General features: G+C 69.8%; 17 protein-coding genes. 11 read left to right on the top strand and 6 right to left on the bottom strand.

The annotated features are described in order from the left end of the window. Nucleotides 1–202: 202 nt before the first annotated feature. Genes ABTW65_RS07185 through ABTW65_RS07170 form a run of 4 tightly spaced genes read left to right on the top strand, consistent with a single transcriptional unit; the run spans nt 203 to nt 4150 of the window. Nucleotides 203–1264, top strand: coding sequence for an ABC transporter substrate-binding protein (locus ABTW65_RS07185; protein ID WP_350659294.1), 1062 nt, complete (start codon nt 203–205; stop codon nt 1262–1264). Then, nucleotides 1264–2115, top strand: coding sequence for an ABC transporter permease (locus ABTW65_RS07180; protein ID WP_350659293.1), 852 nt, complete (start codon nt 1264–1266; stop codon nt 2113–2115). The genes ABTW65_RS07185 and ABTW65_RS07180 overlap by 1 nt, the downstream gene beginning before the upstream one ends. Beyond that, complete coding sequence (locus tag ABTW65_RS07175) at nt 2088–2840, top strand: ABC transporter ATP-binding protein (protein WP_350659292.1); 753 nt, start codon at nt 2088–2090, stop codon at nt 2838–2840. Before ABTW65_RS07180 ends, ABTW65_RS07175 begins: the two co-directional genes overlap by 28 nt. Next, on the top strand, nt 2840–4150 hold the full coding sequence (locus ABTW65_RS07170) for an LLM class flavin-dependent oxidoreductase (protein WP_350659291.1): 1311 nt from the start codon (nt 2840–2842) through the stop codon (nt 4148–4150). The genes ABTW65_RS07175 and ABTW65_RS07170 overlap by 1 nt, the downstream gene beginning before the upstream one ends. Here ABTW65_RS07170 and ABTW65_RS07165 read toward each other — a convergent pair. Further along, nucleotides 4134–4532: a helix-turn-helix domain-containing protein gene (locus ABTW65_RS07165; protein ID WP_350659290.1), complete on the bottom strand. Its 399-nt coding sequence runs from the start codon at nt 4530–4532 to the stop codon at nt 4134–4136. The genes ABTW65_RS07170 and ABTW65_RS07165 overlap by 17 nt on opposite strands. A 47-nt stretch (nt 4533–4579) precedes the next feature. On the opposite strand from ABTW65_RS07165, the gene ABTW65_RS07160 reads away from it, so the two are divergent. Further along, nucleotides 4580–5542, top strand: a complete 963-nt coding sequence (locus ABTW65_RS07160) for an MBL fold metallo-hydrolase (RefSeq protein WP_350659289.1) — start codon at nt 4580–4582, stop codon at nt 5540–5542. Between the two features lie 25 nt (nt 5543–5567). Here the strand turns inward: ABTW65_RS07160 and ABTW65_RS07155 are convergent, their stop codons facing one another. Beyond that, complete coding sequence (locus tag ABTW65_RS07155; RefSeq protein ID WP_350659288.1) at nt 5568–6656, bottom strand: LCP family protein; 1089 nt, start codon at nt 6654–6656, stop codon at nt 5568–5570. 248 nt (nt 6657–6904) lie between these two features. On the opposite strand from ABTW65_RS07155, the gene ABTW65_RS07150 reads away from it, so the two are divergent. Both ABTW65_RS07150 and ABTW65_RS07145 read left to right on the top strand, forming a co-directional pair. Next, nucleotides 6905–7660 carry a sensor histidine kinase gene (locus ABTW65_RS07150; protein WP_350659287.1) on the top strand — a complete coding sequence of 252 codons (756 nt, stop codon included), beginning with the start codon at nt 6905–6907 and terminating at the stop codon, nt 7658–7660. Next, entirely contained in the window at nt 7647–8321 is a 675-nt protein-coding gene (locus ABTW65_RS07145) for a LuxR C-terminal-related transcriptional regulator (RefSeq protein ID WP_350659286.1), read from the top strand. The genes ABTW65_RS07150 and ABTW65_RS07145 overlap by 14 nt, the downstream gene beginning before the upstream one ends. A gap of 19 nt (nt 8322–8340) precedes the next feature. Here ABTW65_RS07145 and ABTW65_RS07140 read toward each other — a convergent pair whose 3' ends face one another. The 4 genes from ABTW65_RS07140 to ABTW65_RS07125 are packed head-to-tail and all read right to left on the bottom strand — an operon-like array spanning nt 8341 to nt 11981. Next, nucleotides 8341–8973: an acyltransferase gene (locus ABTW65_RS07140; RefSeq protein ID WP_350659285.1), complete on the bottom strand. Its 633-nt coding sequence runs from the start codon at nt 8971–8973 to the stop codon at nt 8341–8343. Nucleotides 8974–9033: 60 nt separating this feature from the next. After that, on the bottom strand, nt 9034–10065 hold the full coding sequence (locus ABTW65_RS07135; RefSeq protein ID WP_350659284.1) for a TolB-like translocation protein: 1032 nt from the start codon (nt 10063–10065) through the stop codon (nt 9034–9036). Continuing rightward, entirely contained in the window at nt 10062–11312 is a 1251-nt protein-coding gene (locus ABTW65_RS07130) for an MFS transporter (protein ID WP_350659283.1), read from the bottom strand. The genes ABTW65_RS07135 and ABTW65_RS07130 overlap by 4 nt, the downstream gene beginning before the upstream one ends. Before the next feature lie 6 nt (nt 11313–11318). Continuing rightward, a complete protein-coding gene (locus ABTW65_RS07125; protein ID WP_350659282.1) occupies nt 11319–11981 on the bottom strand; it encodes a hypothetical protein in 663 nt (220 codons plus the stop codon). Between the two features lie 164 nt (nt 11982–12145). Here ABTW65_RS07125 and ABTW65_RS07120 point away from each other — a divergent pair, with 164 nt between their 5' ends. Genes ABTW65_RS07120 through ABTW65_RS07105 form a run of 4 tightly spaced genes read left to right on the top strand, consistent with a single transcriptional unit; the run spans nt 12146 to nt 15425 of the window. Beyond that, on the top strand, nt 12146–13717 hold the full coding sequence (locus tag ABTW65_RS07120) for a class I adenylate-forming enzyme family protein (RefSeq protein ID WP_350659281.1): 1572 nt from the start codon (nt 12146–12148) through the stop codon (nt 13715–13717). A 2-nt stretch (nt 13718–13719) separates the two neighbouring features. After that, the gene (locus ABTW65_RS07115; protein WP_350659280.1) at nt 13720–14595 is read left to right on the top strand and encodes an SGNH/GDSL hydrolase family protein; all 876 of its coding nucleotides are present in this window, start codon (nt 13720–13722) and stop codon (nt 14593–14595) included. 28 nt (nt 14596–14623) lie between these two features. After that, nucleotides 14624–15031, top strand: a complete 408-nt coding sequence (locus tag ABTW65_RS07110) for a holo-ACP synthase (RefSeq protein ID WP_350659279.1) — start codon at nt 14624–14626, stop codon at nt 15029–15031. Further along, nucleotides 15024–15425, top strand: coding sequence for a VOC family protein (locus ABTW65_RS07105; protein ID WP_350659278.1), 402 nt, complete (start codon nt 15024–15026; stop codon nt 15423–15425). Before ABTW65_RS07110 ends, ABTW65_RS07105 begins: the two co-directional genes overlap by 8 nt. Nucleotides 15426–15612 lie beyond the last annotated feature (187 nt).

Genomic DNA, 15612 nt, shown 5'->3' with positions numbered 1-15612 from the left:
TTGGTCCCCCCCGCTCACCCCCCCCCCCCCCCGTCCCCCCCCCCCCTCGCCGTTTTTGGCTATACCCCCCCACCCCCCCCCGACGTACGTGACGCCTCGGCCTGCGTACCTGACCTTTCGGCGGTCTCAGGATCCGAACAAGCATTTATGACTAAACTCTAGTAACTTACTCTGGTTTGGACGGACCGACCAGAGGAGAGCCATGATCCGCCCCACCCCACCGCGCCTGACTGCCATTGCCGCCGTTCTCACCAGCATGCTCCTGGGGCTGACGGCCTGCGGCGGCGCCGATGCGTCCAGTGCCTCCAAGCTCGCCGCCGACGCGGCGCTCCCCGACCAGGTCCCGGAGGGGACCGTCCTGCGCCTCGGGCTGCCGCCCATCGAGGTGGCGCTGAAGGCGTCCGGCCTGATCGACGAGGTCGAGGGCTACGAGATCGAGTGGGCCAACATCTCCGGTGGTCCGAAGAGCATCGAGGCGTTCCGTGCGGACGCGCTGGACGCGAGCTACGTCGCCGACATCCCGCCGCTGTTCGCGACCTGGACCGACACCCCGGTCAAGATCGTCGCGGTCACCGAGAACCCGGACCCGCTTGACAACCCGATCTACGAGCTCGGCATCGCGCCGAAGTCGAAGGTCAAGACGCTCGAGGACCTGAAGGGCAAGAAGATCGCCTACTCGCCCGGCCAGGCCCAGGGCGCGCTGGTTCTCAAGACGCTCAAGGCTGCTGGGCTCAGTCAGGATGACGTCGAGCTGGTCGAGATCCAGAGCGTCGACGACACCTTCTCCAACGCGCTGGCCTCCAACCAGGTCGACGTCGCCCCGCTGGGCGGGCCGCAGCTGACCTCCTATCTGGCCAAGTACGGCCGTGACGGCGCCACCTCGATCCGGACCGGCATCCGCGACGACGCGACCCTGATCTACGGGCCGGAGGAGACCTTCGAGGACGCCGGCAAGGCGGCCGCGTTCAAGGACTTCCTCGCGCTGTGGGTCAAGGCCGAGAAGTGGGTCGACGAGCACCCGGACGAGTGGATCCAGGCCTACTACGTCGATCACGAGGGACTCACGTTCGAGGACGGCAAGAAGGTCTTCGAGACCTCTGGTCAGAACGTCATCCCGGAGAACTGGGACGGGTTCATCAAGCGTCACCAGGAGACCGCGGACGTACTCGTGAAGGAGCAGGACCAGCCCGACATCGACGTCAACGAGCTCTACGACCGCCGCTACGAGAAGGTCATCGCAGAGGCCGTGAAGGGCGGTCAGTGATGGCCACCACCGCAGTCGAGGCGCCGATCGTCGGCGCCGTCTCCGAGAAGACCACCGACAAGAGGGTCGTACGCCGCCGCCTCGGCCCAGGGCCGCGGGTCCCCGGCACGCTTTGGATCGGGCCGGTCCTGCTCCTGGGCCTGTGGTGCCTCGCCTCGGCGACGGGCGTGCTCGATCCGCGTACGTTGTCCGAGCCGTGGGTGGTCGTCGAGACCGCGCAGCGGCTGATCGCCGACGGACGGCTTCCCGAGGCCCTCGCGACCTCGGCGTACCGGGCCTCGCTCGGGCTGGTGATCGGGGTCGGCGTCGGGCTGGCGCTCGCGCTCGTCTCCGGGCTCAGTCGGGTCGGGGAGGCGGTGATCGACGGGCCGGTGCAGGTCAAGCGGGCCATCCCGAGCCTGGCGCTGATGCCGCTGCTGATCCTGTGGCTCGGGATCGGGGAGCCGATGAAGGTGATCACGATCGCCCTCGGCGTACTCATCCCGATCTACATCCACACCCACAACGGGCTGCGCGGCATCGACAGCCGCTACGCGGAGCTCGCCGAGACCGTGAGCCTGGGGCGTGGCGCCTTCGTCCGGCATGTCGTGCTGCCGGGCGCGACGCCGGGCTTCCTGCTCGGGCTGCGGTTCGCGGTGCTCAACGCGCTGCTGTCGCTCGTGGTCGTCGAGCAGGTCAACGCGACCAGCGGCATCGGCCACATGATCACCCTCGCGTCCAGCTACGGCCAGACCGAGATCATCGTCGTCGGCCTGGTCGTCTATGCCCTGCTGGGCCTGGTCGCCGACGGCATCGTCCGCTTCACCGAGAGGAAGGCACTGGCATGGCGACGCACGCTGGAGAGTCACTGACGGCACCCGAAGGACCCGCCGTACGCGTCGAGGGGCTGCGCCGCAGCTTCTCCAAGGCCGGCGGAGTGCTCAACGGGCTCGACCTCACCATCGCCCGCGGAGAGTTCGTGGCGCTGATCGGGCGCTCGGGTTCCGGGAAGTCCACTCTGCTTCGGGCCCTGGCCGGTCTCGACCGCTCCGTCTCGGGATCGGGTGTCGTGGACGTGCCCGAGCGGGTCTCGGTCGTGTTCCAGGACTCCCGGCTGCTGCCGTGGCGGCGGGTGCTGGACAACGTGATCCTGGGGCTGTCGGGTTCCGATGCTCGTGCCCGTGGTCTCGAGGCGCTCTCCGAGGTCGGGCTCGAGGGCCGTGACAAGGCCTGGCCGCACGAGCTCTCCGGTGGCGAGCAGCAGCGCGCGGCGCTGGCGCGGTCGTTGGTACGCGACCCACAGCTGCTCCTCGCCGACGAGCCGTTCGGCGCCCTGGACGCGCTGACCCGGATCAAGATGCACAAGCTCCTCAAGAAGCTGTACGCCGCCCACAACCCCGCCATCCTGCTGGTCACCCACGACGTCGACGAGGCGATCGCGCTCGCCGACAGGGTGATCGTGCTGGTCGACGGCGTCGTCGGCTCCGACCTCCGGATCGATCTGGGCGCGAAGCGGAGCCCGGGCGACCCGCGGTTCGCGTCGCTGCGGGCCCAGCTGCTGGCCCAGCTCGGTGTGGTCGAGGAGGAGGTCGCCTGATGGGTGCCCGACAGCTCCACTTCAACCTGTTCCTGCTCGACACCGGTCACCACGAGGCGTCGTGGCGGCTCCCGGCTTCGGACCCGCACGCCAACCTGTCGCTCGCGGCGCATCAGCATCTGGCGCAGGTTGCGGAGGAGGCCAAGTTCGACTCGCTGTTCCTGGCCGACTCCCCGGCTCTGTTCGGCGAGCCCGGCCGTCGGCCGTCGGGGCGGATCGAGCCGACCGTGCTGCTGTCCGCGCTGGCGGTCTCCACGCAGCACATCGGCCTGATCGCCACGGCCTCCACGTCGTACAACGATCCGTTCAACCTCGCCCGCCGACTGGCCTCGGTGGACCACATCTCCGGCGGGCGGGCCGGGTGGAACATCGTCACGACCGCCGGGGACGCTGCGGCGCGCAACTTCGGTCTGGAGGGGCAGCCGCTGCACAAGACCCGCTACGAGCGGGCTTCGGAGTTCCTGGATGTCGCCACCAAGCTGTGGGACAGCTGGGACGACGACGCGATCGTCGCCGACAAGGAGGCCGGGGTGCATGCGGTCGGTAACCGGATTCGGCCGATCTCTCATGTCGGGCCTCACTTCTCGGTCGAGGGTCCGCTCAACCTGGCGCGATCGCCGCAGGGCCACCCGCTGCTCGTCCAGGCAGGCTCCTCCGACGACGGCAAGGAGTTCGCGGCCCGCTGGGCCGAGGCGATCTTCACCGCCCAGCCGACACTGGCCGAGAGCCAGGCGTTCTACGCCGACATCAAGCGGCGCGTCGTCGCCGCCGGCCGCAATCCGGATCACGTGCTGGTCCTGCCCGGGATCGTCCCGATCCTCGGCGAGACCGAAGCGGAGGCGCGTGAGCTCGAGGCCGAGCTCGACCGGCTGATCGCTCCGGAGTACGCCGTCGCCCAGCTCGCCCAGCTGCTCCGGGTCGATCCTTCGCGGCTCGACCTGGAATCGGAGCTGCCCGACGATCTACCGTCGGAGGACTCCATCGAGGGTGCCAAGAGTCGCTACACGCTCGTCGTCGACTGGGCTCGTCGTGATCGGCTGACGGTCCGCGAGCTGATCGGAAAGCTGGGTGGTGGGCGCGGTCATCGCACCTTCACCGGGACTCCTGTCCAGGTTGCTGACACGATCCAGCACTACTTCGAGAACGGTGCCGCTGACGGGTTCAACATCATGCCCGCTGTGTTGCCTTCGGGGATCGAGGCGTTTGCTGCCTCTGTCGTGCCGATCCTGCAGGAGCGGGGGCTTTTCCGGACCGAGTACACCGGGGTCACTCTTCGGGATCACTACGGGCTGCCTAGGCCGGTGTCGTGAGGGTGCTTCGCAAGCCTCCGGCGATCGCGTAGTCGCGGCACTGCCGGCACTCGTCGACGACCGGATGCACACACTCCGCGGTGTGGCGCAGGAAGGTGGCCGCGGCATCGAGTCGTTTCGCCTCGGCAGCCATCCGCTCGGCTGAGGCTGTCAGCCGAGCGGAGCGGCGGCCAGCAGGGGCGGATCGGAGCTCTCTGATCTCCGCGAGGCCGATGCCGGCTTGGCGAAGGCGATGGATGATCCGCGCCTCGTTCACGTGCTGATCGGTGAAGTCTCGCTGGTTTCCGTTCTGCCGGCTCGGCGCGAGCACTCCTTCGTCCTCCCAGTGCCGCAGGACGTGGGCGGGTACGCCGACGAGGTCGGCGGCCAATGAGATCCGCATGGAAGCATCTTGCCTTCAGGTCGACCTGAAGTTCTAGCGTTCGGGACATGGAGCTACGCAACCGACCCAACCCGTTCGCAGGACTCGATCCGCTGCCCGCCGCCTACACGTCCCGGCAGCTGGTGGAGACGGCTGTGGCGGGAGCTCGCTCGTTCGTGGCGCCTAGACGAGCCGACCGGCGCCTGCTGGACTCGTTGTCGGAGCGCGCGCAGGGTCCGCTGCCACCGGCGACGAGAACCGTCCGGCTGCAGACGCTGCGGCAACGACCGCGGCCGGTTCCGAGCCGGCTGTTGTACGAGGGGATGCCGGGCGCGGGGCGGCTGAGCCTCCAGTCCTTCGTGGTCCATCATCCCGAGGCGACGATCCTCATCGACCCGGCGGTGCCACGAGACGCTGACGCCCAGGCGGTGTCCGAGCTCCAGCCGCTGCTGCGGCGGATCGTACGACCGCCGGCGACGACGATCCCGACGGTCGAGGCCCTCGCGACGGCGGGAGTCAGACCCGACCTCGCCCTGAGCACTCATGCCCACTGGGACCACGTCTCGGGGCTGCTCGACCTCCCGGGTCTGCCGGCGGTCCTCCATGACGAGGAGCTGACCTGGGCCGCTGCCGGCGACCAGGCGCCGGTGGGCGGCGTACGCCGTGGGCTCGCGGATCGGGACCTCCTGGAGTTCTCCCTCGACGGGCCGCCGGTCCTCACCTTCGAGCGGAGCCACGATCTCTTCGGCGACGGCAGCGTCGTGCTGGTGGACCTGGCCGGGCACACGCCCGGGAGCGTCGGCGTCCTGCTCGCCACCGCGAACGGGCTTGTCCTGCTCGTCGGAGACGCCGCGTGGCACGGGCTGCAGATCGAGCACCTGCGCCAGCGTTCCGGCTTCCCCGGCTGTCTGGTGGACGTGGATCGTGAGGAGACCTGGCGCACGCTGCACCGTCTCCACGCCCTGCCAGCCTCGGTGAAGGTGGTCCCTGCCCACGACCACGAGCGGGCGTCCCACTGGGCCACCCCGTGAGCAACCGGTGATCGACGATCTCGGGTCAGCGGACCACGTCGGGTGTCAGCAGATCCTGGTTGTCCTCAGCCCAATCGCCCATCCGATCCTCACGGACGGCGCGCCACAGGTCGCGGTCGCGAGACGGGTCCAGGCGTACGACTGACTGGTCGCCGACCATGCCGGTGCCGTCGGTGGGGACGGTGAGGTAGCTGATGTCGTCGGTGCGCAGGTTGCGGAGGGAGGCGGCGAGCTTGGCCATCTGGGTCGTCGACCAGTCGTCGTCGACGGAGGCGTGCTTCGAGAAGAGGGAGAGGAGGTCGAGGACCTGGTCGGGGTTCTTTCGGAGCTCCTGCTCGAGGGTCTGCTTCAGGAGGGTGCGCATGAAGGCCTGCTGGCGGGCCACCCGGTCGAGGTCGCCGTCCTGGAGGCCGTAGCGCTGGCGTACGTAGAGGAGGGCCTCCTCGCCGTTCAGGTGATGGCGGCCGGCTTCCCAGCGGACGTCGCGGGCGGAGTCGTAGACGGTCTTCGGGATGTCGATGTCGACGCCGCCGATCGCATCGGTGAGGGCCTTGAAGCCGTCCCAGTCGATGACGGTGAGGTGGTCGATGCGTACGTCGGTCATCTTCTCTACGGTCTCGACCGTGAGGTTGGGGCCGCCGAAGGAGTAGGCCCAGTTGACCTTGCCCTTGCCGTGGCCGGGGATGTCGACCCAGGAGTCGCGCGGGATCGAGATCACCGAGGCGGAGTCGCGGTCGCCGTCGATGTGGACGATCAGCATCGTGTCGGAGCGAGCCTGTCCCGGCTCCCAGCCGGGCGCCTCGGCTCCGGTGGTGGGTGCGTCCGATCGGGTGTCGGTGCCGAGGACCAGGATGTTCATCGCATCGGCGGCCGACCCGGAGGACGGCTTGGCGGGCCGGTCGGTGAGCCCGGTGAACGTGTCGGGCAGCCGCTGGATGTTCCCCTCCACCTTCGCCTGCAGCCACAGGACCCCGGTCAGGGCCGCGGCGCAGAGCAGGAGGAGACAGATCAGTAGCCCGATCAGCGGCTTGCGGGCACGACGCCATCCGCGGGCGGGGGGCTCGTCCGCAGGTTCCGGCTGCGGCGGCACGGGCGGATGATCGAGGATGGCCACCTGAGTATGGGACCCGGGACTGCCTCCATATGGGGTCCAGATGCTCGCCATTCCTCAATTTGAGGCACCAGTCGGTAACGGCCGGTAACCAAAAATAGGTAGGCGATACGTCCCCCGGACTGAGTGAGTAAAGTCCCTTTGCCGTACGGCGCTGTTCATGTCGGACCTTCAGGTCCACGCGTGTTTCATGCGCCTGGCCGCGTCTTGGGAGGGCGTGGGACGAGGATGACCAGGGGAGAGCTGTGTCAATGTCAAGAGTCGGTCGGGATGAACGAGCCCGGCTGCACGAGGCTGCCTCCGCGCTGGCCGGGATCCGGGCGGCGACCACGCTGCTCAGCTCGCCGGGTGCGATCGGCGACGACCGGCGGGCCGCGATGACGGCGATGGTGCAGAGCGAGCTGGAGCGGCTCGAGCGGATGGTCCGCCGGCAGCAGGATGCCGCGAGGCCGGGGATCCCGGAGCCGCGGGCCGATGAGATGCAGGCCGGCGAGATGCGGGCCGAGGTGATCGACCTCGACTCCGTGCTGGCCACCATGGTGCTCGCTCACGAGGCCAAGGGCACCGACGTCGTGTGGCGCCCCAGCCGGATGCTCGCGCTGGGCGACTCCGACCAGCTGACCGAGGCGCTCAACGTGCTCCTCGACAACGCCGCGGACCACGGGAGCGGTTCGGTCCGGATCGAGGTACGCGCCGCCGACCAGGCGAGCACCTCGGTCGAGATCGCGGTGACCGACGACGGGCCGGGAGTCGCGCCCGAGCTGCGCCGGCGGATCTTCGCCTGGGGCGTCAGCCGACCGGGCTCCACCGGCCAGGGCATCGGCCTCCACGCCGCGCGAGACCTGATGGAACGCCAGGGCGGCTACCTCGAGCTCGCCGAGGCGAACGAGCAGACCACCTTCGTCCTCGGCATCCCCATGCTCGGCTGTGCCGACGGCGGGGCAGGCGACGGGGCCGACCAGCACGACACCCCGACCCGGGGAGGTCGCCGTGGTGTCGCCGCGTAAGAGGGTGAAGGTGGTCATCGTCGAGGACCACACCCTGTTCGCCGAGTCGCTCGAGCTGGCCCTCACCTTCGAGGGCTACGACGCCCACCGCGTCGACCTGCCCGAGGAGCCGCCCTCGGAGGCCAAGCTCACCTCCCTGATCATGCGCTCCCAGCCGCGCATCGTCCTGCTCGACCTCGACCTGGGACAGCACGGTTCCGGCGTACGCCTCATCGCGCCGCTGGCCAGGGCGGGTGCCGACGTCGTCGTGGTGACGGGCTCGACCGACGAGACCCGGTGGGGCCATGCCCTGCACGTCGGGGCTCGCACGGTCCTGTCCAAGACGGTGCCGCTGGGCGAGATCCTGGGCACCGTACGCAGGCTCAACTACGGTCTCAGCGTGCTCGACGTCGACGACCGTGAGCGCCTGATCCGGGCGTGGGTGGGGCAGGAGCAGGGCGTCATCGAGATCCGTCGCCGGCTCGCCCAGCTCTCCCCGCGGGAGTCGCAGGTGCTCGAGCACCTGATGGACGGCTTCACCGTCGGCGAGATCGCCAAGCTCCGCGTCGTGTCCGAGGCGACGGTGCGCACTCAGGTGAAGTCGATCCTCGCCAAGCTCGGCGTCTCCTCCCAGATCGCGGCGGTCAGCATCGCCCACAAGGCCGAGTGGCGGGCCGCCTGACACTCGGTCGATCGGCTCCTCAGACCGCGACCAGGCCGTCGTCCTCGCTCGTGCCGCGCAGAACGTAGAGGGTGCCGGTCTTCGGGCAGCGCCAGGCATCTCCCTGGGCGACCAGCGGCGCGCCCGCGTGCCCGACCCAGCCCATCCGCTGCGCCGGGACACCGACGACCAGCGCATGATCAGGTACGTCGCGGGTGACCACCGCGCCTGCCGCCACCATCGCCCAGGCGCCGATGGTGACCGGCGCGATGCAGACGGCCCGGGCGCCGATGCTGGCGCCGGTGCGTACGGTCACGCCCACGGCCTCCCAGTCCTGGCCGTCCTTGAGGGTGCCGTCCGGATTGACGGCGCGGGGGAGGTAGTCGTTGGTGAACACCACCGCCGGGCCGACGAACGCGCCGTCCTCGAGCACCGCCGGCTCGTAGACCAGCGCATGGTTCTGGATCTTGCAGCGGTCTCCCACCACGACCCCGGGACCGACGTACGCTCCCCGGCCGATGATGCACTCGCTGCCCACCCGGGCGTGCTCGCGGACCTGGGCCAGGTGCCAGACGAGGGTCCCGTCACCGATCGTGGCACGCTCGTCGACGTCCGCGCTGGGCTCGATTCTGGGCTCGTCCCTGGGAGCGGCGTGGGTCTCCTCAACGGTCATCCCCACAGCAAACCGGGACTTGGATGACGAGTGGACCAAAGCCGAGACGGAGTACCCGATTCAGCGTAGAACCGCGGGCGAGGCCGCCTCCGAGACGAGCACACGAGGGGTCGCGGAGGCCGTGGTGTCGAGCGCCCAGACGTCGCTGACCGGCTCTCCCTCGCGCTCCAGGCCGTAGAGGACGGTGTCGTCGTCGAGCCACTCGATCTGGTCGTCGATGCTGTGGGTCTCGCCGGCGAGCACGGTGCGCCGGCCGGTGGCGAGGTCGAGGACGGCGGGCGTCCACCGGGTGCCGTCCTTGTCGGCCTCCTTGAACGCGATCCGGGTGCCGTCGGGGGAGAGCGAGGGGCACTCGACGTGGTCGGCGATGGTCGTCAGCGAGCGTTCGGTGAGGTCACCGCGGGCCAGGTAGGTCCGCCCGCCCGTGGCGACGGTGGCGTAGAAGGTGCGGTCGTCGTCGGCGAAGGTGATGCCCCAGATGTTGCGGTCGACCGGGGCGACCCGGCGGCCGCCGACGACCAGCTTGAACTTCTCCAGGTCCCCGTAGCTCGCCCCGCCGATCCGGCGGATGAGGGTGCGGGTCGAGAACCCGCTGACCATGTAGGAGTCGCCGTTGACGAACACCGTCGAGGCGACGAGCTTCCCGTCCGGCGAGATCCGGGTTCGGCTGGGCAGCCCGGGCAGGTCGGCCCCGTCGACCTCTCGCCATGCCTTACCCGGGGTCGAGCTCGCCAGGTCGGTCGCCCGGTAGCGGCTCACCACGCCCCGCTCGGTCGTCAGGCAGGAGATCGATTCCGCCTGGGCGTAGACCCGGTCACAGCTCAGGTCGGTTAGCGCCCGGGCGCCGCCGGGGTCGGCCAGCGCCACCGCGCCGACGTGGCCGTAGTCGGCGTCGCGTCCGGTGTGCTGGAAGAGGATCCTCGGCCCCTTCTCCACCTGCGCCAGGGAGGTGGTCGTCGCGTCGGTCGCTGTGGACGTACGCCGGTCGTTCTCCGCGATCGCGGAGAGGGCGTACGCCGTCACGCCCGCCGTGACGAGCACGACGATCGCGCCGAAGACGGTTGTGCGCTGCTTGGCCCAGAACGTCGTCATCGCACCGCCCTGCGCATCACCGCGAGCCCGGCCGGAATGGCGGCGACCAGCACCACGCAGACCGCGAGCATCGCGACCCGCGGGCCGACGGCGTACCAGAGCAGGCCGAAGCCGGTGGCCGCGACGAGCCGAGCCAGCGCGACCGCGGTCTGGGCGGTGGCGATGCCGCTGGCTCGTACGGTCTCGGGGACCAGCTGCCCGGCGACCGCGGCCAGGGTGCCGTCGGTCGCGGCGTAGAAGACGCCGAGCAGGAGCACCGCCGCGCACGTCGTCCAGAGCATCCCTGACCCGGTCGCGGCGCACAGGTAGGCGGCCGCGAGCGGAAGATGGCCGAGCACGAGGACCCTGACCCGCCCGACCCGGTCGGCGAGCCGGCCCATCGGGACGGCCAGGGCGAGGTAGGCGAGGTTGGTCCCGACGTAGAGGACCGGGAACCACTGGGCCGCGAAGCCGCCGGTCTCCAGCAGCGCCAAATAGACGAAGCCGTCACCGATGGTGAGCAGGGCAAGCACGGCGGACACACCGGTCACCCGCGCGAGACCGGGCGTGAGCACGGTGCGCCAGCGCACCTTGGGGGCCTTGACGCGCGGCTCGCTGCGGCGAGGAGTCACCCGGCGGACGGCTCCCGTGCGGAACGGGACGAAGCACGCCATCGTCGCCACCCCGAGCACCGCGAAGCCGAGCGAGACGACCAAGACGGTGTCGTAGCCGTCGGCGATCCGCCACAGGATCACGAACGCCAGCAGCGGCCCGAGGGTGGCCCCGATCGTGTCCAGCGCCCGGTGGACGCCGAAGCTGCGGCCGAGGTGCGCCGGGTCGCTGGAGGCCGCGATCATCGCGTCGCGCGGGGCGGTGCGTACGCCCTTGCCGACCCGGTCCAGCGAGATCGCCGCCGAGATCGTCCCGAAGCCGCCGGCGAAGATCAGCCCGAGCCGCGCGACCGCGCTCATCGCGTAGCCCGCCAGCGCGACCGGCTGCGGACGGTCGGTGCGGTCAGCCGCCCACCCGGCCGCGATCCGCACGAGCGAGGAGACGCCCTGGTAGAGCCCGTCGATGAGTCCGTACGCCACCGGCGAGAGCCCCACCACCGCGGTCAGGTAGAGCGGCAGGATCGCCGAGACCGACTCCGAGGAGATGTCGGTCAGCAGGCTGACGATGCCGAGGGTGACGACGGTCCGGGATACCCGCCCGCCTGTCTGCCGCGGCTCGGCACCCGTGGTGGGTCGGTCGCTGAGAGAGAGGTACACCGGCGCTCAGGTCTTCGTGCGGAGGACGGAGTAGAGGGTGAACTCGACGTTGCGGCGGCCGGTGTGGGTGACCGTGACGCTCACGGTCTCGTCGCCGCGGTTCAGCGACAGCGCGGGAGTGTTCTCGACCGATGTTGTCGTGACCTCCTTGAAGCCGTGCTGCGCGAGGCGGGTCCGGTAGTGACGGAGTACGTCGCAGGGCTTCCGGCAGGTCGCGGTCAGCGCCACCTGGAGCACGCCCTTGGTGGGCGAGACGCTGGAGACGTCGACCGTGGTGCGCGACGGGGGAGCGAGCGCTGACGGGTAGCCGGCCACCAGGGCGCCCTTGCGGACCGCCTGCTTCGGTAGCGGCTCCGAGATCAGCGCCGCCGTCTTGGTGCGCGGCTTCTCGGTGAGACCGGGAAGGCCCGACTCGGTCGGCGTCGAGGCCGCCTCCGGCAACGCCTCGGTCGCGGGCTCGGGGTCCTTCTCCGACTTCTTGCCGGATCCGGATCCGGAGCCGGCTTCGGAGCTCGGGTCGGCTCCCGGGGAACCGGACTGGGACGAGGAGCTCGAGCCTCCGCCGTCGTTGCCGGACGAGGAGTCGGCGAAGCGTCCCGGCGCCCAGAAGATCGCGACGCCGACGAGCACGCCGAGCAGCACGAACATGAGGAGGCGCTTGGGGTTCACGAGACCAGTCGACGCGTAGCGGGGCCGAGTCGGGACCGATGGGTCGGTCGCGTACTCAATTTCAGGCAGCCTGCCGAGCGGCCCACCGCCGGTCGAGGCGAGGCATGCGACGTTGCCGTTGCCGGGAACGGTCCCGGCCCAAGCATCCCGGGGGACGGGCCACGTTGAACACTGCCGACTTTCTTCTCGAGCAAGCGCCCGAGGATTCGATCGCGCTCGCCGAGGCGGGTCGCGAATACACCTTCGAAGAGCTGCGAGCCAGCGTGTCCGTGCTCATGGGACGCCTCTCCGTGCTCGGTCTGACTCCGGGTACGCCGGTCGGGATCATGGCGCCCAACGGGCTGTTCTGGACCTCGGCCTACCTCGCCGCGCTCCGGATGGGGCTCGTCGTGGTGCCACTGGCCGTCACGCTGCCGACCGAGGAGGTCGTGGCCCGCGCGCGCTGGGTCGGCGCCGACGCGCTGCTCGTGGGGCGTGCCCAGGCCGAGGCGCTGAGGCTGAGCCTTCCCCGGAGCCTTCCGGTCGTGGTGGAGCGGAAGGAGCGGCTGGTCCCGACGCAGCGGTCGACGCCGGTCGAGCTGTCCGAGGCGGTCGAGGTCGACCCGGACCAGGACGCGCTCTACATGTTCACCTCCGGCACCACCGGCGACCCGCGCGCGGTGCGGATCACCCACCGCAACATCCAGGCCAACACGACCTCGATCCTCGGGTATCTCGGGATCTCGTCGGAGGACCGGATGCTGGTCGTGCTGCCGTTCACCTACGTCTTCGGGCTCTCGCTCCTGCACACCCATCTGCGCGCCGGTGCCGCGATGATCATCCAGCCGACGTTCGTCTTCCCGCAGGCGGTGGTGGACCGGATGACCTCCGCGCGCTGCACGGGGTTCGCCGGCGTACCGTCGACCTTCGGGATGCTGCTGCGCAACAGCACCTTCGGCAGCACCGCCATACCGTCGCTGCGGACGATTCAGCAGGCCGGTGGCCGGCTCGCGCCCGCTCTGGTGGAGCAGATGGCGCGCGCCCAGCCGCAGGCGCAGGTCTTCGTGATGTACGGCGCGACCGAGGCCACCGCCCGGCTCTCCTACCTCCCGCCGGAAGAGGTCTGCCTGCGGCCCGGGTCGATCGGCCGGGGCATCCCGGGCGTCGACCTGCGGGTGCTCGACCGCGACGGCGTGCACGTCGCCCCCGGCGAGGTCGGCGAGATCTGGGCCAGCGGCGCGAACATCTCGCCCGGCTATCTCGACGACCCCGAGGCGACCGCCCGCAAGATGCCCGGCGGGATGCTGCGTACGGGAGATCTGGCGAAGGTCGACGAGGACGGCTACATCTACGTGGTCGATCGGGTCGAGGACTTCATCAAGTCGTGGGGGCACCGGATCGCAAGCCAGGACGTCGAGTCCGCGGTCCTCTATCTGCCGGACGTGGTGGCGGCTGCCGCGGTCGGGCTCCCAGACGACGCCGCCGGCGAGCGGGTCGAGCTGGTGGTGGTGCGGCGGCGCGGGTCGCTGCTGCGCGGCGCCGACGTGATCGCGCACTGTCGCGAGCGGCTCTCGAAGCACATGGTGCCCGAGGTCGTCCGCTTCGTCGACGCGCTGCCGCTGAACGCGAACGGAAAGGTCATCAAGCGCGACGTCCGCGCGATGTGTCTGCGGCTGGCCCAGGAGCCGGCCGAGGGGCAGGACGACGACGTCGATGATGCGGATGATGCCGGCTTCGAAGGGGTCAAGGTGGGTTGAGGATGTCGAAGAGAAAGGTGTCCGGTTCGGTGAAGCTGCTGGCCGGAGTGTGGGCAGGAGTGCTGGTCGTCGCGGTCGCGCTGGCCGGGGCATGGTTGCTGAGGAGTCCAGGGATGAACGAGCACGTCGCGATCGCGGGGCCCAGCGAGTCCGAGCTGCAGGTCGCGGGGCAGACCAAGGTGCTTTTCGGGCACAACTCCGTCGGGATGAACATCCTCGACGGGGTCTCGAAGGTGTACGCCGACGCCTCGGTCCCTGCGCCGGCCATGGCCGATGTGACCGGTCCCGAGATCTCCGGTGCCAGCATGACTGACGCCGAGGGCGCGAAGATGCGGCATGCGTACATCGGGGTGAACGAGGATCCGCTCAGCAAGTTCGCCGCGTTTACGGACCTGATGGACAGCCCGGCCGGGAAGGACGTCGACGTCGCGCTGATGAAGCTCTGCTACGTCGACATCATCGCCGCCACCGACGTGCAGGCTGTCTTCGACGGCTATGTGTCGATGATGGAGGAGGTGGAGGCGGCCCATCCCGACGTACGTTTCCTCTACACGACCGTGCCGCTCACCGCCGACCGCAACTGGAAGTCCAAGGTGAAGGCGGCCCTGGGTCGCGACGACGAGATGGGGCCGGCCGACAACATCGCCCGGGAGCGCTACAACGCGATGATCCGGGAGAAGTACGGCGCCACCGGCCGCCTCGTCGACATCGCCGCCGCCGAGGCCGACGGCACCGGGGAGCGCAGCCAGGACGGCAGCACCTACTACGTGCTCAACAAGAACCTGACCTTCGACCGCGGTCATCTCAACGAGGTCGGCTCGGAGGCCGTCGCCGCCGAGTTCCTCAAGATGGTGGCGACCCACAGTCCGGTCGCCTGAGGTGCTGACAAAGGGCGATGAGCGTGCGATGAGCCTGCAGGGGGTCGGGATCGACATCGCCGACATCAGGCGCTTCGCGAAGCTCTTGGCGATGCGTGGTTCCGGGTTCGCGGTGCGCTGGTTCACCGACGCCGAGATCGCCCAGTGCATGGCCGCGACCACCCCCGCCACGGCCTTCGCGATGAGGTACGCCGCCAAGGAGGCCGTCTGGAAGGCCCTCGGCCCCGGCGAATGGTCCGGGCCGCTGCCGTGGCGCGGGATCACCGTGCTCGAGGATTCTCCGGGGTCTCTGGAGGTCACCCTCGAAGGCCCTGCGGCCGATCTCGCGGCTCTGGCCGGTGTCACCGCGGTCCGCGTCGCCACTGTTCCCGGGCCCCGGCTGGCCATCGCCACCGCCGTCGCCGAAGGCGCCCCGATGCGAGGCGACGATGCCTGACCTACGACTCGACCACATCGGCATCCAGGTCCGCGACCTGCACCGCACCGCCGAGGCCTTCGAACGGCTCTTCGGCTACCGCCGCGCCACGGACCCGGTCGTCAACACCCGTCACGGGGTCCGCGGGATCTTCCTGGAGAAGCCCGACTCGATCCCCATCAAGCTCATCACTCCCGTGACTCCTGGGCCGCATTCGTACGGCCTCCATCACCTGGCCTTCATGGCTCCCGATCTCGAGTCGACTCTCGTCGAGCTCGGCGTCGCTGGCGCTCGTACGCTCAGTCCGCCGCAGCCCGGGGAGATGTTCGACGACGAGCTCATCGCGTTCGTCCGGGCTGCTGGGATCAACGTCGAGCTCATCACTACTGATCGGCGTCGGGCTCGGATCGAGTGATCTCTTCATCTCGGTTGTCTCTCTTGCGGACTGTTTCTTCGGGGTTGGGGTGGGGCCGCCGACCCGTTCTTGGAGGGTCTTCTCGATCTGGGCCGGCGTCAAGGACGGGCCTTCGGCCCGCCGGCTTCGCCGGCCGCTTCGCGGTCCTGGACTCCGGACCAGATCGAGAAAAGATTTGGCTGGCTAT

Origin of the sequence: Nocardioides sp. NPDC127503 (assembly GCF_040302165.1) — a bacterium.
Lineage (GTDB): Bacteria > Actinomycetota > Actinomycetes > Propionibacteriales > Nocardioidaceae > Nocardioides.
Note: the sequence above shows the minus strand (reverse complement) of the source record. Positions and strands in the feature narration are given on the sequence as shown.